The following is a 22,740-nucleotide window of genomic DNA, read 5'->3' as shown; positions in this document are numbered from 1 at the left end:
ATGCTGATCCGGGCCGCTACGGCAGCTGTGATCCTGTCCGTGACGGTGGGCCTGTCGGCCTGTCGCGCCCAGACCCCCTATCTGCCGGTCGAGCGGCCTGCTCCGGGGGACACGGTCTGTGGCGGGCCGATCTGTGGATCCGAGTTCCTGACGCCCGCATTCCTGAAGCTGGAGGCCGCCGACGGCACGGGCGCGGGTCGCCTCCACATCCTGCAGATCGGCGACAGTCATACGGCGGGTGACCAGATCAGCGGTCAGGTCCGCAGCCGCATGCAGGCCCGCTTCGGACGCGGCGGGCGAGGCATCCTGCCGCCCGGACTGCCCTATGCCGGCTATGCCCCGCGTCAGGTGAGCGTCTCGGCGACCGGCGGCCGCTATCTGCCGGCCCCGCTGATTGCAGGCGGCACGCGGGTGCCCATGGGGCTGGCCGGCGGGCAGGGGCGGCTGGAGGTCGGCGAGCACCTGTCCCTGATCCCCGATCCGGGCGTGCCCCTGACGACGCTCGGTGTCTGCGGTCAGGCAGGGCCGGACCGGGGCACATTGCAGATCGTGCCCGAGATCGGCCTGCCGCAGGCCATCGCCTTTCGCCGCGAGACCGCCGGACCCCTGTGTGCCGAGGTCGCCCTGTCGCCCGGAGAGGCCGGCCTGACGCTGGTGGCCGTGGACGCCCCGGTGGTGCTGGACGATGTCCGGCTGTGGGGGGAGGGAGGTCTCAGCCTGTCCAATCTCGGGGTCGTCGGGTCGACGCTGATGGATATGGAAGGCCGCGATGCCGCGACGGTCGAGGCCCAGCTGCGCGCCGATCCGCCCGACCTGATCCTGCTGGCCTATGGCACCAACGAGGGTTTCGACGACCACTTTGATCCGCTGGCCTATGAGCAGGCGCTGCGAGCCCGGATCGCACGGCTGCGGCAGGTGGCGCCCGAGGCCGCCGTGATGATCATCGGCGCCCCGGACGGGCTGCGCCGCGGTCAGCCGGGTGCCGGTCCGCAACGCTGGTCACAAAGCTGTGGCAGCGAGGGCGAATGGCAGACGCCGCCCGCCCTCGCGCTGGTCCGGGATGTGCAACGCCGGGTGTCCGAAGACTTGGGTGTGGCATTCTGGGACTGGTACGGGCGTATGGGCGGGGCATGTTCGGCGGATCGACTGGCAGGTATGGGCGAGCCGCTGATGCGCGGTGACCGGGTGCATTTCACCGCGACCGGCGCCGAGTGGATCGGCGACATCCTCGCGGACGATCTGATGTCCACCTACGACGGCTGGCGTGCCGGCCGGACGGGCGGAGACTGATCAATGCTGTTTCCGACGCTCGCCTTCGGCGTCTTCTTCCTGTTCGTCTATTTCACCTCGTGGTCGCTGGACCGTGAGAACGGCCGCCGCAAGGTGTTCCTGCTGCTGGCCAGCTGGTTTTTCTATGCCCAGTGGGACTGGCGGTTCGTCGGCCTGCTGATCCTGTCGGCGGTGCTGAACTGGGGCGTCGCGGCCCTGATCGCCCGCAATGACAATGCCACACAGCGGAAGTGGCTGGTGGCGCTGGGCGTGCTGGTCAATCTGCTGATCCTCGGCTTCTTCAAATACTACGGCTTCTTCATCGAGCAGATGGCGGCCCTGCTGACCCAGGTCGGCTGGGAGCGGGACCTGCCCCTGTTGCAGGTGGTGCTGCCGGTCGGGATCAGCTTCTTCACCTTCCAGGGCATCAGCTATGTCGTGGATGTGCACCGGCGAAAGACGGAGCCGGCCAACAGCCTGCTCGACGTCATGCTGCTGATGAGCTTCTTTCCGCATCTGGTGGCCGGGCCGATCGTGCGCGCCTCGGACCTGCTGCCCCAGTTCGCCAAGGCGCCCCGCCTGACACGGGAGGCGGCCACGCTGGGCATGTTGCTGATCGTCTGGGGCCTGTTCAAGAAGACGATCATCGCCTCGGAGCTGGCGGTCAATCTGGTCGACCCCGTCTTCTTTGACCCGTCGGCCTATGGCTCGCTCGACATCGCTGCGGCGGTCTATGGCTATGCGGTCCAGATCTATTGCGACTTCTCGGCCTATTCCGACATGGCCATCGGGATCGCCCTGCTTCTCGGCTATTCCTTCCCGCGCAACTTTGACCAGCCGTACCGCGCCGCCTCGATGCAGCAGTTCTGGCGACGCTGGCACATCAGCCTGTCCAGCTGGCTGCGGGATTATCTGTATGTGCCGCTGGGGGGCGGCAAGAAGGGGCTCGTCTCGTCCAGCATCAATGTCATGATCACCATGCTGCTGGGGGGGCTGTGGCACGGGGCGGCCTGGACCTTCGTCGCCTGGGGTGCGCTGCACGGCGGTGTGCAGGTGATCGAGCGACTGGGCCGCGCGGCGTTCGGCGACCGCAAGGTGATCCCGACGGTGGTCGGCGTGCTGATCACCTTCCACATCGTCTGCCTGGGCTGGATCCTGTTCCGGGCCGAGACCTTCGACCTGGCCATGGCCATGCTGCAGGGGCTGGGCAGGATGGGACCGCTGGCGCTCACCACGCCCTTCATGCTGGGGCTGATCGTCATCGGTCTGGGCATGCACTGGCTGCCGCCGCGCGCGGCCGAGGGCCTGGCGCTGAGGCTCAAGGCGGCACCGTCGCTGACGCTGGGCCTGCTGGTCGGGGCAGCCTTCCTGCTGGTCGAGGCCATGCGCCCGGACGGCGTGGCCCCCTTCATCTATTTCCAGTTCTAGGGGAGGGTAGAGCACCATGGCCGATCATCCCGATGACCCCACCGACACCCACGGGGATCCGATTGATCCGTTCCCCACGGATTTCCCGGAGCCGCCACCCTCGCGCTTTCCGCCGGTCGGACAGGAGGTCGTGCCCCCCCTCGAGGCGGCGGCCGAGTCGCCGGTGGACCCGGTGGATCCGCCCAGCGACTGGAACGCCCGCGCCGATGCCCACGACCTGCCGCTGGAGACGAAGCGGCCCAGCCGTCTGAAGGTGCTGGGGCGGATGGCCTTTCCGCCGCCGCCGCCCGCCGACGAAGAGACCCTGGCCGCCCGCGATCGCCGCTGGACCAGCCGGGTGATCGTGATCGTGGCGGTCCTGATGCTCGTCTTCAACGGCGCCTCGATCCAGAACTGGGCGCGTCAGCAGGCGCCCAACTGGTTCACCGTCACGGTGCAGCAGGTGGCGGACGTCTGGATGGCCCAGGTCTCGCAACTAGGCGCCGACCGCCCGCGTCAGGGCATCCGCGATGCCTATCAGGACGCCCACGACGCCCGCTTTCCGGGGCAGGAACCGGCCTGAGCCAAATCGCGCGCTTGACCCTTGTGATACCCGCCCCCTAGCTTGCGCGGCCCTTGCAGTCGGGGCGCTTTCTCGGGTTGGATCACATGCGGCGTCGTCACTGGATGAATGGACTTTCGGCTCTGGCGGTGATGACCGCGGTCCCGGCGATGGCGCTGGCGGCGCTGGCCCCGTCGGCCGTGCTGGCCCAGACGGCCGCCACCGACCCCGTCGTCTATCAGCAGCCGCCGGCCCCGATCGCCCAGATCCTCGACACCCTGCCCAGCGCGGCGCCCAGCCTGAGCCCGGATCGCGACACCCTGGCCCTGTTCGACCGCTCGAATCTGGCGCCGATCGCGGAGCTGGCCGAGCCCATGCTGCGGCTGGGCGGCTATCGCATCAATCCGCGCAACACCGGCCCGGCCAACAGCCGGGTCAGCTGGCTGACGGGGCTGAGCCTCAAGGGACTGGATGGCGCCGAGGCCGAGGCCGTCGCCCTGCCCGAGGGCGCGCGCTTTACCGCGCCCAGCTGGTCGCCGGACGGAAACGGCATCGCCTTGCTGATGGATGAGCCCGAGGGCCTGGCCCTGTGGGTCGTCGATGTGGAGAGCCGCGAGGCCCGCCGCCTGACCGCCCCGGTGATCAATGCCGCGTCCGGCACCGGCGTCGACTGGCTGCCCGACAGCTCGGGCCTTCTGGTCCGGGCCATCCCCGAGGGGCGGGGCGAGGCCCCCGATGTGACCCGTCCGCCGTCCGGCCCGATCGTCGAAGAGAGCATGGGCCGCGCCGCGCCGGTCCGCACCTATCAGGACCTGCTGTCCAGCCCGGGCGATGAAGCCCTGTTCGAGCACTATTTCACCAGCCAGCTGATGCTGGTGCCTCTGGACGGAGCCCCGAAACGGATCGGCCAGCCGGGCGTGATCCTGGATGCGTCGCTGTCGCCGGACGGCCGCTTCATCCTGCAGACCGTGGCCAAGCGCCCCTTCAGCTATGTGGTGCCCGCGCGCCTGTTCCCCGCCAATGTGGTGGTCACCGACCTGAACGGGCGTCCGGTCCACCGGGTGGCCGACCTGCCGCTGCGGGACAATGTGCCGACGCCGTTCGACGCCGTTCCGACCGGCCCGCGCTCGGTGCAATGGCGGGCGGACGCCGACGCCACCCTGGTCTGGGTCGAGGCCCTGGATGGCGGCGACCCCGCCAATGAGGTCGCCGCCCGGGACCGGGTGCTGATGCTGGACGCGCCCTTCAATGGTCAGCCGACCACCCTGATCGACCTGCCGGAGCGTTATGCCGGCATCCAGTGGGGCCGCGAGGATGTCGCTCTGGTCAACACCCGCTGGTTCAACACCCGACACGAGATGCGCTTTGTCGTCGATCCGTCGAACCCGGGTGAGGGCCGCAAGCTGATCGATCGCAATTATCAGGATCGCTATAACGATCCGGGCTTCCCGGTGACCGAGCCGAACGGGCAGGGGCGGTCGCTGATCCGCTTCTCGGCCGATGGCACGGACATCATCATGGCGGGGGCGGGGGCGACGCGTGAGGGCGAGTATCCGTTCGTCGCCAGCATGGACCTGGCGACCGGCGAGCGGACCGAGCTGTGGCGCTCGGCCCCCGGCGAATACGAAACCGTCGTCGGCTTCCTCGATGCCGGGGGTACACGGCTGGTGACCCGCCGCGAGACCCTGACCGAGCCGGCCAATATCCAGCTGCGCGACCTGTCGGACGGCAGCCGCACGGCCCTGACGGCCTTCCCCGATCCGGCGCCCCAGCTGGCCGGGGTGACCCGTCAACTGATCACCTATGAGCGCGCCGACGGCGTACAGCTGTCGGGCACCCTTTATCTACCGGCGGGCTACGACAAGGACCGCGACGGTCCGCTGCCGATGCTGATGTGGGCCTATCCGGCGGAGTTCACCGACGCCGCCGTGGCCGGTCAGGTGGTCGATACCGCCAACCGCTTCGTGCGGCCGGGCGGCTCCAGCCACCTGTTCCTGCTGACCCAGGGCTATGCCATCCTCGACAACCCCTCCATGCCGATCATCGGGGTCGACGGGGCCGAGCCCAACGACACCTATATCGAACAGCTGTCGGCCTCGGCCTCGGCGGCGATCGATGCGGTCGTCGAGATGGGGGTCGCCGACCGTGACCGGATCGCCGTCGGCGGGCACAGCTATGGCGCCTTCATGACGGCCAATCTGCTGGCCCACACCGATTTGTTCCGGACCGGCATCGCGCGCTCGGGGGCCTATAACCGCACCCTGACCCCGTTCGGCTTCCAGGCGGAGCAGCGCACCTACTGGCAGGCGACCGACACCTATACGGAGATGTCGCCCTTCACCTATGCCGATCAGGTCAATGAGCCGATCCTGCTGATCCACGGCGAGGCGGACGACAATTCCGGCACCTTCCCGGTCCAGTCCGAGCGCTTCTATGCGGCGCTGAAGGGCCATGGCGCCACGGTTCGCTATGTCGTGCTGCCGCTGGAGGCCCACGGCTATCGCGCCCGGGAGTCGGTCGGCCACACCCTGTGGGAAATGACCCGCTGGCTGGACCAGTACGTCAAGAGCGCCGGCCCCCGCGACTGAAGCGTCCTCCGCGCCGCATACCGTCAGTTTTCGACAGGTGTGCGGTGATGGCGGATCATTCCAACCTCTCTCATCGGCAGGGAGGCTGAAATGACGGTTCACACGTATCTGAAGGCGAGCGCGGCGGCTCTGGTGGGGGCGCTGTCGCTGTCGGGCTGCATGTCGCTGATCACCGGCGGTGACCTGATCCGCGAGGGGGAACCCATGGCGCGGTTCATCTTCGAGAACCGGTCGCCGAGCCAGCCGTTCGACACCATCCTGATCTCGACCTGTGACGCCTCGTCCTATGGCCTCAACCGCCTGCCGGGGGGCGTGGAAATCCGCCCCGGCCAGTCCTACAGCTGGGACGTCTCTGCGGGCTGCTACGACGTCATGGTCGGCAATGTCGGTGACGGATCGACGCCCGGCAAACGGATCCGGATCCCCGCCAATACGCGCTTCACCCTGTACTATACGGGGGAGGGCTCGGACCCCTATCGCCAGGAGGTCCGCTGAGGTCAGCCCGTCCTGCTGGACGGGGCGATGACCGGCCTGTAGCGCTGGAACAGGCGTCGAGGCCCGGCGTGCCCGGATGGCCCACGCCCATGTTCTTGCAGGATGACGGCACCATCGCCCTGGCCCGATACGCGGTTCGGCCCGGACCTGGGGAGGGCGTCGGCCCACAGGACGTGTTCGGCTTCGAGCGGCCGACAGACGCGGTCATTCAGGCCTTCCGGACCCATGATCTGATGCTGGTCGCCAGCGACCCGGCACCGTTCGGGTCCGCGGATCCCGAACTGTCCGGCGACGCCCGGTTCCGCAACCGGCTGGATATGGGCGACTGGCGGTTCCGCCTGAACATCGGCCTGGGCTCGACCGCGACCGAGTTCCGCAATGTGCTGATTGTGAAGACATGCTGCGGGAAGCTCCGGGATCGACTGGCCAATCCGACGACGTGGACCGCCCCTCAAGCGTTCATTGGTGAGCCGGACCGGATCACCGCTCTCAGCGTCTGGCTGCAGGCGTTTTTCAGCACGGCAACGACGCGCGGGAGGGATCCCTTCGATCCTGATCCCCTCTACAAGTACTTCGTTGATACGGTGCTCGACGACCCCGAATGGACCGGGTTTGTGGCCCTGAACGTCACGCTCGACGCCATGGAAAGCCTGCCGGACTCTTTGAGGCGTTATGGCGCTGATTTCGCCGCGAAGGGCTTCACCGCGCACCATTTCGGGGCGAGTTTCGGAGCGCCGACGGGCCCCTTGACCTCGACGTTTGGTCTGATCGACGACACGCTATCCGACCCCGTGTCTCCCCCGACGACCTGGCTGACCTCGCAAAACGGACAGCCCGGTCCCGCGACACCCGGCACCGCCGTGGTCCTGAAAGCGCGCTTTGAAAACAGCGCACTGGCAGACTTTTCTATGGGGCTGCGCGAGGAGGACGATGGTGGGTGATGTAGGGTTCGAACCTACGACCCGCTGATTAAGAGTCAGGAACGTGCCGTTGATTTTTCTGCAGTATTTTTCAAAACAGCACAGAACTACGCCCTTTGAGATCAATGCGTTAGGCGCAGTTTGCAAGCCGACAGCGGTCTGTCGCTGCGCTCTACGGCGGCTTCGACCACTGCCTCACCAAGTCGAGGTCCTAGAAAAATCGCACCCCTCTTGGACCCTGGTCCCCCGTTCATTCGGCTTGCCTAGCCCGCCCCTTATACCCTTCGGACGGTGGTCCCTCCGGGGGGTATAAGAACGACGCCGTCTCCACCATGCCCGAACAAGAACAGTATCAATGTTGGATACAGTTCCCCCCGGTTATTATGATCCCCCTTATAGTTTGAGGGCGGGTCGAAGCCGAGCCCCGTGCGGCGGGGGTTAGGCGGGCGTCTTGCCCAGGCAGGGAAAGAGCAGCGCCGAATCTATCCTAACCCGTTTCGGGATTTCTCATCCGGGCCTGCCGGAAGGTTCTTGGTTGAATCTGTGTGATCCACGAACAAAACGGGCTGTGCGACCAATCTATGTGGGAGGGTAAGGGCTTGTTTTCTCACATATTTGCCAAGAGACCACAGGAGTCGGCCCGGCTAGAGTCTTCACATCAACAACGGAGACATCGATGACCTCTCGACTACCTACCCATACCCTGATGGTGACCTTCCTCCATGACGCCCTGAAAGCACGCGAGATCACCATTGAGCACCTCGCTGAACTCCTGGCCCCTATTGAGGAGAGCACAATCCGCTCGTGGTTCGATGGACGTTCCGCCCCGGTGGTTTCGGACCTCCTGCCGCTGGCCGAGGCGTTGAGAGTGTCTCCCGTCGAGCTGACCTGCGGCTGGGTCATCGATCAGATGCCGGTGATGGAGGAAACGGTCCGCAAGATCGCTCTGGACCCATTGGAGTCCCGGTTCCCTAAATCGAGCGACCTAGACCTGCGAGCACCGGCTCCCCAGCCCGACATGTCCGTCGAAGACCCATTCGATGCCCGCGTTCCCGGGAGCCCGATTGAGCGGTCGGTTCCGGGCCGCGTCAGGAAAGCCGCCCCTGGCTCTAGGAAGCTCGTAGAGACCCGGTCGCCGCGAGCCACAAGCAATCTGCCGGACTAGAAGTCGGCAAGGGAGCGTCATTGGCAGCGAAGTTCACGGGAGGGCAGGGTTGTGGTGCGGTTGATCCAGTCGCCCGCCTACGGCCCCGCCAAACGGGCTAGGTCCGGCATCGGGCATGGCCTCGACCCCGGTGATGACTAACGCTAAATCGCCGGGATGAAACGGGCGACTAAACGTTGGATCGACGAAACCATCCTGGATTGGGAATACGACGAGAAAGTGGGTCTACGGCTCGCTCGTCGATTATCGAGGGTGTTTCCAGCGTCAAAAGTTGCTGGAGCTTTGTCCCGCCGAGACCCCTTCGACGATGAGCGTATTTTCCAAGCCCTGATTGTGTCTGCGCGGCGCGGCTTCGCGGTGGTTATGGGCCGTGGGCGCAGACCTCCAGTTATAAAGGTAGAGACTGTCTACGTTGAGACAGACGAAGGAGAGAAGGACGACAAGGGAAGACTCCTCGATGTCATCTGGACACCTGACTGGACCCATACGGGCAATAGGCTGAAGCTTCTTGCGTTTGCCAACGTGATCGCCAGAGAACCGGCGAGCGTGATGACGGTCAGACTAGGACCGGACGTGGTAGCTGCCGCACTCGAGTCGCCTCGCGGGTTCTCGGGTTACATGACGGAGCGGATGCTGCGGCACCTTCGGAAGGCAGGTTTGAGCGATCCCAAGTATGCCTTCATCATCGAGGGCTCCCCTATCCATGACTTCCATATGCACGGGGTCATTGGCACCTCACTTCCCCTACCCGTTCTCCGCTCCGCGCTAATGGCAGTCGGTGGGCGAACGACGCTTCGCGCGAAAGAGCGCCAAGTCGACCTGGACCGCATCTCGGACCTTCACGGATGGGTCAGATACATCGCTAAAGCTCCCCTCCTGACCACCAAGGCATTGGCGAATGAGCGCAGGAGGCGAGGTGCCGAAATGCGGAACAGCGGTCTCATCGGAGCATCGCGAAGCGTCCGGGCCGAGGGTGCGGCTTGGTATCGCTCGGCGCGGGCAACGGGGTCGCCGATTAACTAGCGGCCCCTTTCCGGGACTTAGTTTCCGCCTTCGGGTGCCCGCTGCGCTCTGAGCAGATCGCCCAAGCGTCGCCCACCAATCCGGCATGTCGCGATCACTCGATCATGAGAAACAACCCGACCGCTTCGCCCTCGGGTCGCCGTGCATTCAATCTGACGCCCGCGAGACAGGCTCGTAAGGATTTCCCGTGATCTCCGGCCTTCCCGCTCGCGAAGTTCGGGTGCGTCAAAGTCCGCGAGGCGAACTTCAATCCACTCATCGGGGTTGGCCGTCCGGCCCACGCAGAGGCTATCGCCGTCGCCAATATAGCGGACGGTTCCGCTGAACGTTTCCCCGTGCCGCCTTGGCAGCTGCCCTTCGCAGGGATCAGCGTGTGCTTCCAGCGGTGTGATGAAAATCAGCGCGGTCGTTACGAGAAGAATGCGGAGCATGTCGCGACGCTGACAGTCGGGGGTTTCGGATTTGTGTGCGCGGACCTTGCTGCTCAATCCCCAGTGCCGAGTGTCGGTGCGAAATCAGGCGCCCGCCGGCTTCCTTGAAAGCGATCAGACGCTCCTTCCCAAAACCGGCCACGCCTCCCGCACATACAAACGTTCCAAAAACGTTTTTCAGAACGTTTTGCAAAGAAACTTGACGAGTCATGTATTGCATGATGTTTAGGTGAAACACGCTCGAAGGGACGAGGTTATGACAAACGTTAGCGCAACCGCAGAAAAACTTGCCACGCGAAAGGGCCTCTTCGCCTTCGCAATCAAATCGTTGGAGCGGGAAGGGTGGGTTGTCTCTCGCATTCCCAAGGCCGGAAAGGCCAGCCTGCGCCAAATCTCCCGCAACGGAGAGCGCAAGACCGTGTCCATTCGGACTTCTCAGGACACGTGGATCGCTTTTCCGCGAGCAGCGGGGGACGACAACTGGGTCACCTTGGATGTCGTGGATTACGTCGTCGCCGCATCGGTGAACGACAAGCACGATCCAACTGAAGCCCGCGTTCATATGATCCCCGGCGAGGTAGCGCGCGATCATTGGGACCGAGCCTATGAGGCTCGCACAGCCGCCGGTTTTTCGATCCCTGTCGGACGGGGGATTTGGTTGGCGCTCTACGCTGAAGAGACCGCCGAGCCGGTGTCCCTGGTAGGGGCCGGGCTTGGTCTCAAATATCCGCCAATCGGCAAGTGCGATCTGAGCAGCGAGCCGCTGCTCGTCGATGACGCCGATACCGTCGCTCCGGACCAGGAGGACAGCGCGATTGTTTCGCCGAGGGTCGAGTTTCTTACGATCAGCGAGGCCAAGAAGCGACTGTCCGTAAGTCTCGGCGTGCCGGAATCTGCCATCAAGATTACGGTCGAACACTGATGTCGGAGGAGAGGGAAATGACGAGCCGCGATAGAGCGCGTGCATATATTGCACAGTCTGAGGACGCGACCGGCCTCAAAAACATCAGGTCGCACGCACAGAAGGCGAACGAGCAAGAGATCGCCGATCTAGCTTTCCGACGCCTGATTGGCCTTCGGGTCGAATGGGAGCCAGGAACTGTCGAGCATGATTTCTGGACCACGGTCCACGCTTTCGAGACTGTTCTTTCGGAGGAGCGGGGGCGGACGACTAGGCTAGGTCGTACCCGGCAGAAAGTAGCCCGTGACGGCGTTGTCGCGACACTGGCCTCTTGGGCAACCGGACAGCCAACCGAGGGCTTCGCCATGCTGCGCGAACGAAACATGCTTGATCTGACCGGCGAAGCGATTGTTCTCCGGCATCCGCATCATTTCGACGAGGCCGTCATCGCCGCCTGCCAGCAACGGCTGGCCGATGCCAAGGCCCCGTAACGGAATCGACCGGTTTCGATACCCACTTGTCGCGCGTATCGTAAAATAGCTTGACTCACTTTCCGATACCCATTTTATTCCGATATGGATTTTCGATACGGGGGGGCCTTTGAGCCGGACGTTTGCATATTGCCGTGTCAGCTCCGCTGACCAGACGACAGACAATCAGGTCCGCGAGATTGAGGCTGCCGGGTTCTCGATCCAGCCCCAGAGGATCGTCGAAGAGACCATCTCCGGATCGGTCGCCGCCATGGAGCGACCGCAGTTCGCCCGGCTCGTAGATCGCTTGGAGTCCGGAGATGTCCTGCTGGTCACCAAGCTGGATCGCCTCGGGCGAAACGCGATGGATGTCCGGGCGTCGGTCGAACGATTGGCGAACGCAGGCGTGCGGGTCCATTGCCTGGCTCTCGGTGGTGTTGATCTGACCAGTCCCGCCGGGAAGATGACGATGGGCGTGATCGCTGCTGTCGCAGAGTTTGAGCGGGACCTGCTCATCGAGAGGACGCAATCGGGCCTTCGGCGAGCAAAGGAGCAAGGTAAGCCGCTCGGACGGCCCCCGCTTCTATCGGTAGAACAACAACGTGAGGTCCGGGAGCGCCGAGCGGCTGGCGCCTCCTTAGGACGGTTGGCGATCGAGTACGGGGTGACGAAAGCGGCCATCCAACGAGTGGAGCGCCGAGGTCGCTCACCGAATCCGTAGCGCAATGGCAAGTCAGCTTCAACGTGCGTCCATCGGACGGCTCTCGCGCAGGTGACCGGGGACCCAAGGCACTTCCCTTCAAGCGGCATAGGCGCCATCCTTCCCGAAACTTGGGGGGAATGCCTTGGGACTGCCGTTCGTAACTCGTCCACCGACCGATGCAGAAATGAAACTGCTAAACTTGATGATTAGCACGTTCACCGACGGGAGCGGCAATCAACGTGAAGCAGACGGAAGTTCACGCGCCGGCTGGCGAGAACTGGAGCGAGTGTTTGCGGAGTTCCTCACCGGGGCAATGCATCATGAAGACAAGCACGTATTCGACGTGATCGCACCGGATTGGCATGAGCCAAAAACTCACTACGGCATATCTGTCAAATCGAAGCAGCTAACCGGGCGGCGCACTCCCTTTGAGCGGCATCCTGACGCGACAGCCTACCTGGAAATCGCAAACTCACCGGCCAAAATGTGGGAGGGCATCACGAGTAGGACTGGCCTGGTTTCCGGACATTTCGAACGTCGGGAGGAGGCCCAGGCTATTGGGGATGCGCTGCTCCAAACTATCGCTGGGTGGAAGACTGCGGCCAAAGGCATCTATGAGGCGCAGAATCGGGGTGTTGAACTAGCAATCCCGAACTCGATCTACCTGAATGTCTCGTGGTCCCCTTTCAATGGAGATCGGAGAAATCTGCATCTTTGTAGCTTTCCGATGACCTTTCCCGCCGTGCAGTGGGTTTATGGGTCGCAGCGCTGTCTTCGAGGCATCGACCCACGATATCCGGGAGTCGCGTTGTTCGACTGGTATGCCCTTTCGGGCGGTCAGTTGAAATACTATCCCCGTTTCACGGACTCGTTGTTTGATGCTCCGATCCAACGACTGGAGAGGCTCGGAAGCATGTCGATCTATCAGAAAGCAGTCCAGTACTTCGAAGCAGACTATGCGGATTTAGCTGGCGAGCTTCAACCCGAACAGCTCGCCTTGCTCGACCGTCTCATTGTCGAGCTCTGAATCCGCCGGAACAAGCGAACTGCCGTCCAGTAAGCCCTTTGCAATGGCTTTAAACAGCTCGGGCGGAACTGCGTTTCCGATCTGCTCAAACTTCTTGCCGAGGTCGCCCTCCGGCTCGTAATCTTGGGGGAACGTCTGTATCAGAGCGGCCTCTCGCCAGGACAGTCGGCGCGGTACCTCAAGGCGGGGCCGCGTAGGATCGGCGTCGAGGTGCTCATACTCTCCCGTGAACTCCCATTTTTGTTTGAAGCCATCGGCCAAGTTTGACCAAACGCATTTCATCGTTTGTGAGGCGGGGTGAAGGGTGATGTGCCGAAAGTTCGCTACAACGCAAAATGCTGGGCCGTCCCACTTCGCTTTCCGGTTCCTGGACATGTAGTACCAGGACATATGACCTTCAGGATCATGCGGGCGTTCGTAGAACTCGCCCGCCGGCCATAGGGGTAGATGCCGGATAACGTCTCCGTGGGAGGAGTATGGCTTTAGGCCATATTTTCTTGCGTCTGCGGCGTTTCCATGTGTGCGCGCGGGAAAGACATAGCGAACGCCGAGCTCGCGCCTTACGCCGACTATGAAGATTCGCTTCCGCGACTGAGGCACGCCGAAGTCCGGCGCTTTGACCACGCTGTGACTAACCCGGTAGCCAAGCTCTTCGTACAGCGCAACCTGCTGCCGAAACCAAGCTCCCGATTCAACGCCGGCCATGCCGGACACGTTCTCCGCGATAAAATAGCGTGGCTTGATCTGCCCTAGTGCTCTAGCAAACTCTTGAAACAGATACGTTCTCGGGTCGTTTGATGGTTTCCTCAATCCGGCTAGAGAAAACGACTGGCAGGGGTAACCCCCGACCAACATGTCTGCCGAGGGGAAGCTGTCAATCTGGCGAATGTCCCCGCATACAACATCGGAATCTGGGAAATACTTGCGCAGAGTGCTCGTAGCGAACTTGCAAATATCATTTTTGTAGATGACATCCACACCCAAATCGCGAAGCGCGAAGTCAACTCCACCGCCGCCAGCGAATAGCGACACACACGTAGTCATTTGACGATTACCCCGTAGTCCTCATTGGAAATCCGTCTGCATCCACCCATCAATATCGGTCCCCATCTCGGGTTTCCAATAGGAAAAAAAGAAAGTTCCTTTGATATTGATAGGATGGGCTTGGCCGGCTCGATGGCGCTGACTTGCTCGAGTTCGACGATAAGCTCCACCTCTGCGCCGATTAACTCGCTATATTTCTGCGCCCGAGTTGCAGAGGTGATGTTTTTTATCACGGCTTTTGCCACAAAACACTGTCTATTAGCACCCATGCCGGCAAGGTAGACTGCTACATGGTCTCCCGGTCGAAGGTGAGTCTTGTGCCGAGTCGACGAATAGATCGGCCAACGAAGCTCCTTCAATCGCCGCTCGACCGTTTCATGGGCCGGCACCCGTCTGCCGTTGTCCTCATACGTGTCACTCGCGACGAACACGTAGTGACCCGGCTTCTGATCGGCGAGGGTAGACGTCATTCGGCATAATCTCCGTTGACCGCGCAAGCTGTCATGATTCTCCATCCGCGTGCGTAGTGGGGTCCAGGAGCCAGATCAACCGGTTCCGGCGGTGGTGTGCTTGCGGACCCTGGGGCGGCCTGAAGCTCAGCTCTTGGCGTGTTACGAGCATCACCAACGCCTAACCTCCAAGTCGCTGCTCGGGCCAATGTCGGCCCCTGATATCCCACAGAGATTTGAGCACTTGGTGGAGCCTCCCCTCCGCTCCATTAAGACGAGCCTCAGAGGGGCGACCAGTTATCGCGAGGTCGGACCTCGAAATGCAGCCAACCTAGTCCGACCCAAACGCCAAATCCCAATCTCCGTGGGCGTTTGCGGGCCGCTTTTTCCCATGCGACATTCGCTTGATGCGGCGATAAATAGATCGCCGCTTTCCGAAGCGGCATGGCGTTGGGCGATGGCCGCGACTCTGAAAGCTTCACCATGGAGGCTTGATGACAGCAGATTTCCAACCCCTACAAACCGCGTCAGTAAGGGTGATCCGACCCGCAAGTGAGCGCGTCGGGAGGCCCCTCCGGCAGCGGCACCTAACGAGAGCGATGAAGGCCGCGAAGGCGGCTGGTTTCGATACATTCGAACTTGTGGACCCCGCCTCCGGACTCACGTGCCGAGCCATCGGAGGAGGTAGCCCACCCCCCGAAGCAGACTTCGACGCCAATGCTGCGGCGAGTTGACGGCGGCACGACCGCCGGTCAGATCGATCCTCGGTTGCCTGACACATCCAATCCAAAGGTCACCTTCAAGCAGGCTCACGTCGTCCGAGCGGTTCGTGCGGCGCAGGCGGCGGGTCTTCCGGTGGTCGCCACGGTAATCGCTCCGGACGGCACGATCCGCCTTGAACACGTCGGTGCCCCAGCCGACTCTGCGCCGACAAACCCTTTCGACAGATGGGAGGCAAAACGTGCGCGTGCGGCTTAAGGGGATCAACAAGGTCACGAAACGGCTCGCCGATGGCAGCCTCGCTACCTACTACTACGCGTGGAAGGGCGGCCCCCGACTTCAAGGCTCACCGGGATCGCCCGAGTTTATTGCCAGCTACAACGAGGCTGCTGAGCAGCGGAAGCAACGGGGCTCGGATGTCCTTGTCTCGGTCTTGGATGCCTACGAATCGTCGGCGGATTTCCGGCATCTCGCCGACCGAACACGGGCCGACTACAAGAAGCACCTTCGGGCTATCGCTGGTGAGTTTGGTGACTTCCCACTCGCCGCTCTGCCAGACCGCCGGTCTCGAGGCCGGTTTCTCGAATGGCGAGACCGGCTCGCGCTAACGTCAGCGCGCAATGCGGACTATCGCTTTGCGGTATTTGCTCGGGCTTTGTCGTGGGCGCATGGACGCGGGCTCGTGCTTTGCAATCCGTTGGAGCGCCCGGGTCGTCTATATCGTGCCGACCGCAACGACTCGGTTTGGACGGCAGCTGACGAGAAGGCCTTTCTCGAGCACGCTCCTGAGCACCTCCACATTGCTCTCCACCTGGCGCTCTGGACGGGACAGCGACAAGGCGATCTGCTGGCGATTACGTGGAATGCGTACGATGGCGAGTATCTCAGGCTGAAGCAGCGGAAGACGGGCCGCCGGATTGTCATCCCGGTCGCCGCTCCTTTGCGGATCATCCTCGACGAAGCCAAATCGCACCGTCGAGACGCAGTCACAATCCTTGCCACAGAGGGTGGCCGAACATGGACGTCTTCGGGTTTCAGGTCGTCCTGGAGGAAGGCTTGCGCGAAAGCCAAGATCGCCGACCTGACATTCCATGATCTCCGAGGAACAGCAGTGACGCGGCTCGCTCAAGCGGGCTGCACCGTGGCTGAGATCGCGACGATCACCGGCCATAGCTTGGCGGACGTCAACGGCATCCTGGACGGACACTATCTGTCGCGTGATCTGACGCTTGCTCAGTCCGCTATCCGTAAGCTCGAAACGCGAACAAATCGTCCAACTGAACGTCCAACTGCGCCAGCCGCGTCCGGCCAGTCTGCTATCGCTGCTTCAGAAAGTTGTTCGAAATCAGTAGGAAACGATGGTGGGTGATGTAGGGTTCGAACCTACGACCCGCTGATTAAGAGTCAGCTGCTCTACCAACTGAGCTAATCACCCGTATCGTCCAGCCGGGCATGGACCCGGATGCGCGAAGGGGCCGGACATACTGTCTCGGTCCTGCGAACGCAAGGCCGATTTCGCCCGGGGCCCTGCGGCGTTAGGCTGCGCCCTCTGAGTCGGAGGGGACACCATGGCACGTCGGGATCTGAGCGGGGCGGTCGACTTTGGTGTGCTGGAGGCGATGACCGGCGGCGATGACGTCATCTCGGAGGAGGTGCTGGCCCTGTTCGTGCAGCAGGCCGGCCTGTGGTCTCCGCTTCTGGACGTCCGCCATGAGGGCTGGCGCGATGCGGCCCATACGGTCCGGGGCGCAGCGGCGGGAATTGGCGCAGGGGCGCTGGCCGAGGCTTGCGCGGCCGCAGAAGCGGCGGACAAGGCCCAGGCGCCGCCGCTGCTCGACCGGGTGCGCGATGCGCTGGATGTGGCGCTGGCCGATGTCGCGGCCTGGCGGCATGAGCTGATGCTGAGGTCACTGCGGGCATGACCAGCTTCGACTATGTCAGACTGGTGCTGGCGGAAACGCCCTTGTGGGCCTTCGCCATACTGGCCCTACTGGTTTTTCTCGGCGTACGGCGGCTGAAGTCCCGGGTCCGGAGCCTCCGCCTCGCCCTGATTGCGCCGGTCGCCTTCCTGATCTGGGGTTTGTCGAATGTCGCTGCCTACAGTCAGGTCCATTCGCCCGTCATTGGCGGATCGACGCTGATCGTGATGTTCGCAGCGGGCTGGGCATCTGCACGGTTGTTTTCCAGCGAGACGGCCGAGCGCACGGCTGAGGGCCGATTCCTGTTCCACGGGACGCCAGAGCCGCTGATAACCTATGTGGTCGTCTTCGCCATCCGGTTCGGGCTGGAGGTGTGGATGGGGTTCGAGCCGGCCGTCGCGGCGCTGGCCGGGGGCCTGGCCATCGGAGTCACGGCATTCGTGGCCGGGCGGACAGCCCAGAGGGCGTTCCTGTTGTTCGCCGCGCGTCGTCGGGCGCTCGCGACGATCTGAGTGCGTTAACCCCGCGTGCGGTCCCAGGTAGCGAACTCGTGGGCGATGCAGCGGTCGATCAACAGGCGCCAGACCGGCTCGGCGATGGCGGCGGACAGGCCGGCGTCGCGCGCAGCGGCCAGCACCTTGGCCACCACATCCTCGATCCGGGCGTCGTCATGGACGACGTCGCGGCTGGGTTTGATGCGGGCGGCGGCCTCCATATAGCCCTGACGTTCGGCCAGCAGGGCGACCAGGGCGCGGTCCAGGGCGTCGACGCCCTGACGGACCTCGGCCATGGAGGTGCAGGCCTCGGGCGCGGTGCGGCCATCCACGATGATGCTATCCGACAAAGGCGCGCTCCAGCACATAGTCACCCGGCTCGGCATTCGAGCCTTCCTTCAGGCCATAGGTCTCCAGCAGTTCGCCGGCTTCCTTGATCATGGCCATGGACCCGCACAGCATGACCCGGTCGGTGTTGGGCGAGAAGCCGATGGGCAGCTGCAGGTCGGCGAACACATCGCCCGAGCGGATGCGGTCGGTAATGCGTCCGGGCGTTTCGAACCGCTCGCGGGTGACGGTGGGATAGTAGGTCAGCTGGGCCTTCGCCTCGTCGCCGACCAGCGGATCGTCATGGATGCCCGCGGTGAAGAAGTCGCGGTAGGCCAGATCGGCCACCTGACGCACGGTGTGGCAGACGATCACCTGTCCGAAGCGGCTGTAGGTGTCCGGGTCGCGGGCCACCGACAGCCAGGGGGCCAGACCCGTGCCCGTGCCGATCAGCCACAGCCGCTCGCCGCCGGTCAGCGCATCCAGCACCAGGGTGCCGGTCGGCTTCTTGCCCATCAGCACCGTATCGCCGGGCTGGATCTTCTGCAGGCGCGCGGTCAGGGGACCGTCCGGCACCTTGATCGAAAAGAACTCCAGCGCCTCGGCCCAGTGCGGGCTGGCGATGGAGTAGGCCCGCAGCACGGGCTTTGCACCATCCTCACCCGGCAGGCCGATCATGACGAATTCGCCCGAGCGAAAACGGAAATCCTCGGGCCGTTCGAGGGTGAAGCTGAACAGCTGGTCGGTCCAGTGGTGCACCGACAGCACCTTGAGCGCATGGTGGGGCGACGGCCGGGCAGGGGCGGTGTCGGCCAGGGTGGACGAAAGGGTCTGGGTCATTGCCGCCCTATCTAGAGCGTGACGCCCGCCAGCGAAACCCGGGTGAGGCGTTCCGTCTCCGCAATCGATTTCGGGGTGACGATCCGGCCAAGCCGCACTAGCGTGCCGGCCATGAAAACCTCGACCCTTCGACACACCGCCTCCGCTCTCACCCTAGTTTCCGCAACGGCCATGGCCGGTCTGGCCCAGGCCCAGGACGCCACCGATCCGTCGATCCTGACGCCCGAGCGGGTGTTCGCCAGTCCGTCGCTGAACGGACCGGTGGCCCGCGGCGTCAGCCTGTCGCCGGACGGCCAGCTGGTCGCCTTCCTGCGCTCGCGCGAGGACGATGTGAACGTCCAGGACCTGTGGGCCGTGTCGGTGGACGGCGGCGAGCCCTTCAAGCTGATCGACGCCCGCGCCCTGGTGCCGGACGCCGGCGAACTGTCCGAGGCGGAAAAGGCCCGGCGTGAGCGCATGCGCATCAGCGCCCGGGGCGTGGTCGAATATGCCTGGGACCAGCAGGGCCGCTATATTCTGGCGCCGCTCGAGGGCGACATCTTCCTGGCCGAGCGCGAGGGCGGGGCGGTGCGTCGCCTGACCGAGACCGAGGCCGACGAGATCGACGCCAAGGTCAGCCCGGACGGCAACTATGTCTCGTGGGTGCGGGATCAGGATCTGGTCGTCTATGACCTCGCCGGCGGCCGCGAAATGGCGGTCACGACGGATGGCGAGGGCCTGATCACCTGGGCTACGGCCGAGTTCATCGCCCAGGAAGAGATGGACCGCGACACCGGCTACTGGTGGAGCCCGGACGAACGCTACATCGCCCTGCAGCGCACCGATGAATCGACGGTCGATGTGGTACCGCGCCTCGACATCACCGGCGGCGGCGCCAGCGTGATCGAGCAGCGCTATCCCCGCGCCGGCCGGCCCAATGCCGTCGTCGAGCTCTATGTGCACGACCGCACGACGGATGAGCGGGTCAAGGTCGACCTCGGCGACAATACCGACATCTATCTGGCCCGCGTGGCCTGGTCGGTCGATGGTCAGACCCTGTATGTCCAGCGCCAGTCGCGCGACCAGCAGATGCTCGACCTGATGACCGTGGACCCGACGACGGGCGCCTCAAAGGTGATCCTGACCCAGACCAGCGAAGCCTGGGTCGGGCTGACCCACAATTTCCGGCCGCTGGCCGACGGGCGCTTCATCTGGTCGTCGGAGGAGAGCGGCTGGCGGCACCTGTATCTGTATTACCGCGACGGCACCCTGATCCGCCCGATCACCACCGGCGACTATGCGGTCAAGGCGCTGGACGGCGTCAACCTTGCGACCGGCGACGTCTTCTTCACGGCCTCGATGCGCGACGGCGAGGAATATCCGATCGAGCAACAGCTGTTCCGGGCCAGCCTGAACGAGACCGTCACCCCGGTCGAGGTCACCCCGCGCGGCGGCTGGTGGTCGGCCTCGGTCAATGCCACCGGCACGGCCTATGTCGGCAACTACACCGATCTGGAGACCCCGCCCCAGTCGGCGCTCTACCGGATTGACGGCACGCGTCTGCGCTGGATCGAGGAGAACCGGCTGGACGAAAACCATCCCTTCTTCCCCTATGTCTCGCGCCGGCAGACGCCGACCTTCGGCACGCTGGAAAGCAATGGCGAGACCCTCGTCTGGCAGATGACCACGCCGCCGGGCTTTGATCCGTCGAAGACATATCCGGTCGTCATGCAGGTCTATGGCGGCCCGTCGGGTGGCGGGGTCCGGAATGGCTGGCAGCCCTCAACCACTCAACTGTTGACTGAGGCCGGATATATCGTCTTCCGCCTCGACAATCGGGGCGAAGGCGAGCGTTCGACCAAGTTCAAACAGGCGCTCTATCTGACCATGGGGCAACCTGAGATCGAAGATCAGGTTCGTGCCGCCAACTATCTGAGAACGCTCCCCTTCGTGGACGATGATCGCATCGCCGCCATGGGCTGGAGCTACGGTGGCTTCATGACGCTGCACATGCTGACCGAGCCTGAGATGGGGCTGGCGGCCGCCATCTCGGGGGCGCCGGTCACGGACTGGAGCCTCTATGACACCCACTATACCGAGCGCTTCATGTCGACGCCGGAGGCCAACCCCGAAGGCTATGCGGCCTCGGACGTGGTCGATCAGCTGGACCAGCTGACCGGGCGGCTGCTGCTGATGCACGGCATGGCCGACGACAATGTCATCTTTGAAAACACCACCCGCGTGCTGGACTCGCTGCAGGGCCAGAGCATTCCGTTCGAGACCATGCTCTATCCCGGTCAGCGCCACGGCATCCGGGGCAATGAGCGGGGGCTCCACCAATGGCGAACCTATCTGGACTTCCTCGATCGTACGATCGGATCACGCTCGCCGCACGCGGACTGATCGGCGCCAGCCTGCTGGCCCTGACGCTGGGCGGCTGCCTCAGCGTCGAGGTCACGCGATCGGAAGACCGGACCGCCTCGGCGACGGAGGCAGCTGAAGCCGCTGTGCTGGCCTCCGAGGCGGCGTGGCAGGCGAATCCGTCGCCGGATCCCGCGCCGGTTCTGGTCGACTGTTTTGACCTGCCTGACCCGGTGGCGGATCTGTGTGCCAGAGACCGAATGACGACCAATGCGGTCATCGCCTGGTCGCCGTCGGTGGCGGAGATCGACTGGCGGCCGGGTGACGGCATCCGCGGCATGCCGATTCTGATCAAGGACAATATCGAGACCTTCGACATTCCGACGACGGCGGGGTCGATGGCCCTGATCGACAATGCGCCCGGGCGGGATGCGCCGCTGGTTGCGCGGCTGAGGGCCGAGGGCGGGGTGATCCTCGGCAAGGCCAATCTGTCGGAATGGGCCAATATCCGCTCGTCGGAGTCCATCAGCGGCTGGAGCGCCGTGGGCGGCCTGTCGCGCAATCCCTATGCACTGGACCGGAACACCTGTGGCTCGTCCGCAGGTTCGGCGGCGGCCGTTGCGGCCGGTCTGGCGCCGGCGGCCATCGGCACCGAGACAGACGGCTCGATCACCTGTCCGGCGGCCATCAACGGCATCGTCGGCTTCAAGCCCACCGTGGGTCTGGTGTCGCGCACCCACATTGTGCCGATCAGCCGCAGCCAGGACACGGCCGGCCCCATGACGCGCACGGTCAGCGATGCCGCCGTGGTGCTGACGGTTATCGCCGGCAGCGACCCGGCTGATCCTGCGACCGCCGAGGCCGATGCGCACCGCGTGGACTTTGCTGCGGGCCTCGACGCCGGCGCGTTGAGGGGCCAGCGCATCGGCGTCATGCGGTTCCTGACCGGCTATTCGACCGGCACCGATCTGGTGTTCGAGGAAAATCTCAGGGCTCTGGAAGAGGCCGGGGCCATTCTGGTGGACATCACCGAAGGCCCCAATCGCGGCGCCATCGGCGGGGCGGAGTTCGCTGTGCTGCTGACCGAGCTGAAGGTGGACCTCAACCTCTATCTGGCCTCGACCGACCCAGCCCAGGTTTCGACCCGCACCCTGGCCGATGTGATCGCCTTCAACGAGGCCACGCCCCGCGAGCTGGCCCTGTTCGGCCAGGACATCTTCATCTCGGCCGAAGCGACGAAGGGGCTGGACGACCCGGACTATATCGCCGCCCGCGAACGGTCCTTCCGGCTGGCGGGGCCCGAGGGCATCGACAGCATGATGGCCGACCACGACGTCGTCGTGCTGATCGCGCCGACCACCGGGCCCGCCTGGTCGATCGATGTGGTCAATGGCGACAACTATCTGGGCTCGGCCAGCCAGCTGGCGGCCGTCGCCGGCTATCCGCACCTGACCGTGCCGATGGGCTTTGTCGACGGCCTGCCCGTGGGGATGAGCTTCATCGGCGGAAAGTGGCAGGATCAGCAGGTGCTGTCGTTCGGCTATGCCTTTGAACAGGCGACACAGGCGCGGCGCGACCCGGAGTTCGCCCCGTCGGTCGACCGGATGGAGGCGGTGGCACCGCTGCTCAGGCCGCTGGAGTAGGGG

20 protein-coding genes and 1 tRNA gene are annotated in these 22,740 nt (G+C 64.1%); 16 read left to right on the top strand and 5 right to left on the bottom strand.

The genetic code is table 11. The features are described 5' to 3' along the window. From V7672_RS01160 to V7672_RS01110, 11 genes are all read left to right on the top strand, one after another. Positions 1–1,290 (top strand): GDSL-type esterase/lipase family protein, encoded by a 1,290-nt coding sequence (locus V7672_RS01160; protein ID WP_335622844.1) that lies wholly within the window; start codon positions 1–3, stop codon positions 1,288–1,290. Between the two features lie 3 nt (positions 1,291–1,293). Next, positions 1,294–2,697: an MBOAT family O-acyltransferase gene (locus V7672_RS01155; protein WP_335622843.1), complete on the top strand. Its 1,404-nt coding sequence runs from the start codon at positions 1,294–1,296 to the stop codon at positions 2,695–2,697. A gap of 16 nt (positions 2,698–2,713) precedes the next feature. Then, complete coding sequence (locus V7672_RS01150) at positions 2,714–3,259, top strand: hypothetical protein (RefSeq protein WP_335622842.1); 546 nt, start codon at positions 2,714–2,716, stop codon at positions 3,257–3,259. An 86-nt stretch (positions 3,260–3,345) separates the two neighbouring features. Beyond that, positions 3,346–5,826, top strand: coding sequence for a S9 family peptidase (locus V7672_RS01145; RefSeq protein ID WP_335622841.1), 2,481 nt, complete (start codon positions 3,346–3,348; stop codon positions 5,824–5,826). A 90-nt stretch (positions 5,827–5,916) separates the two neighbouring features. Continuing rightward, positions 5,917–6,321 (top strand): hypothetical protein, encoded by a 405-nt coding sequence (locus V7672_RS01140; RefSeq protein ID WP_335622840.1) that lies wholly within the window; start codon positions 5,917–5,919, stop codon positions 6,319–6,321. An 89-nt stretch (positions 6,322–6,410) separates the two neighbouring features. After that, positions 6,411–7,262, top strand: coding sequence for a hypothetical protein (locus tag V7672_RS01135; RefSeq protein WP_335622839.1), 852 nt, complete (start codon positions 6,411–6,413; stop codon positions 7,260–7,262). Between the two features lie 655 nt (positions 7,263–7,917). Beyond that, on the top strand, positions 7,918–8,406 hold the full coding sequence (locus tag V7672_RS01130; RefSeq protein ID WP_335622838.1) for a helix-turn-helix domain-containing protein: 489 nt from the start codon (positions 7,918–7,920) through the stop codon (positions 8,404–8,406). Between the two features lie 1,710 nt (positions 8,407–10,116). Next, positions 10,117–10,782 (top strand): hypothetical protein, encoded by a 666-nt coding sequence (locus V7672_RS01125; protein ID WP_335622837.1) that lies wholly within the window; start codon positions 10,117–10,119, stop codon positions 10,780–10,782. A 17-nt stretch (positions 10,783–10,799) separates the two neighbouring features. Then, positions 10,800–11,252 (top strand): hypothetical protein, encoded by a 453-nt coding sequence (locus tag V7672_RS01120; protein ID WP_335622836.1) that lies wholly within the window; start codon positions 10,800–10,802, stop codon positions 11,250–11,252. A gap of 109 nt (positions 11,253–11,361) precedes the next feature. Continuing rightward, entirely contained in the window at positions 11,362–11,952 is a 591-nt protein-coding gene (locus V7672_RS01115) for a recombinase family protein (protein WP_335622835.1), read from the top strand. A 124-nt stretch (positions 11,953–12,076) separates the two neighbouring features. Then, the gene (locus V7672_RS01110; RefSeq protein WP_335622834.1) at positions 12,077–12,961 is read left to right on the top strand and encodes a hypothetical protein; all 885 of its coding nucleotides are present in this window, start codon (positions 12,077–12,079) and stop codon (positions 12,959–12,961) included. Here the strand turns inward: V7672_RS01110 and V7672_RS01105 are convergent. Both V7672_RS01105 and V7672_RS01100 read right to left on the bottom strand, forming a co-directional pair. After that, on the bottom strand, positions 12,899–13,993 hold the full coding sequence (locus V7672_RS01105; RefSeq protein ID WP_335622833.1) for a DNA cytosine methyltransferase: 1,095 nt from the start codon (positions 13,991–13,993) through the stop codon (positions 12,899–12,901). The two genes, V7672_RS01110 and V7672_RS01105, sit on opposite strands and share 63 nt — an antisense overlap. A gap of 8 nt (positions 13,994–14,001) precedes the next feature. Next, on the bottom strand, positions 14,002–14,475 hold the full coding sequence (locus V7672_RS01100) for a hypothetical protein (protein ID WP_335622832.1): 474 nt from the start codon (positions 14,473–14,475) through the stop codon (positions 14,002–14,004). Between the two features lie 940 nt (positions 14,476–15,415). Between V7672_RS01100 and V7672_RS01095 the strand changes: the two genes are divergently transcribed. Further along, positions 15,416–16,543, top strand: coding sequence for a tyrosine-type recombinase/integrase (locus V7672_RS01095; protein ID WP_335622831.1), 1,128 nt, complete (start codon positions 15,416–15,418; stop codon positions 16,541–16,543). Here V7672_RS01095 and V7672_RS01090 read toward each other — a convergent pair. Beyond that, positions 16,534–16,609: transfer RNA gene (locus V7672_RS01090), tRNA-Lys, on the bottom strand. The genes V7672_RS01095 and V7672_RS01090 overlap by 10 nt on opposite strands. Before the next feature lie 133 nt (positions 16,610–16,742). Here V7672_RS01090 and V7672_RS01085 point away from each other — a divergent pair. Together V7672_RS01085 and V7672_RS01080 are read left to right on the top strand one after the other, a co-directional pair. Continuing rightward, complete coding sequence (locus V7672_RS01085) at positions 16,743–17,096, top strand: Hpt domain-containing protein (RefSeq protein ID WP_335622830.1); 354 nt, start codon at positions 16,743–16,745, stop codon at positions 17,094–17,096. Then, a complete protein-coding gene (locus tag V7672_RS01080) occupies positions 17,093–17,605 on the top strand; it encodes a DUF6622 family protein (RefSeq protein WP_335622829.1) in 513 nt (170 codons plus the stop codon). The genes V7672_RS01085 and V7672_RS01080 overlap by 4 nt, the downstream gene beginning before the upstream one ends. Positions 17,606–17,610: 5 nt before the next feature. Here the strand turns inward: V7672_RS01080 and V7672_RS01075 are convergent, their stop codons facing one another. After that, positions 17,611–17,955 (bottom strand): chorismate mutase, encoded by a 345-nt coding sequence (locus V7672_RS01075; RefSeq protein WP_442888776.1) that lies wholly within the window; start codon positions 17,953–17,955, stop codon positions 17,611–17,613. Continuing rightward, positions 17,927–18,754, bottom strand: coding sequence for a ferredoxin--NADP reductase (locus V7672_RS01070; protein WP_335622828.1), 828 nt, complete (start codon positions 18,752–18,754; stop codon positions 17,927–17,929). Before V7672_RS01070 ends, V7672_RS01075 begins: the two co-directional genes overlap by 29 nt. 171 nt (positions 18,755–18,925) lie before the next feature. Between V7672_RS01070 and V7672_RS01065 the strand changes: the two genes are divergently transcribed. Then, positions 18,926–21,136 carry a S9 family peptidase gene (locus V7672_RS01065; protein ID WP_335622827.1) on the top strand — a complete coding sequence of 737 codons (2,211 nt, stop codon included), beginning with the start codon at positions 18,926–18,928 and terminating at the stop codon, positions 21,134–21,136. After that, positions 21,073–22,737, top strand: a complete 1,665-nt coding sequence (locus V7672_RS01060; RefSeq protein ID WP_335622826.1) for an amidase — start codon at positions 21,073–21,075, stop codon at positions 22,735–22,737. Before V7672_RS01065 ends, V7672_RS01060 begins: the two co-directional genes overlap by 64 nt. The last annotated feature ends 3 nt before the right edge of the window (positions 22,738–22,740 follow it).

The organism is Brevundimonas sp. (genome assembly GCF_036963785.1).
In the GTDB taxonomy this organism is placed as follows: Bacteria; Pseudomonadota; Alphaproteobacteria; order Caulobacterales; family Caulobacteraceae; genus Brevundimonas.
Note: the sequence above shows the minus strand (reverse complement) of the source record. Positions and strands in the feature narration are given on the sequence as shown.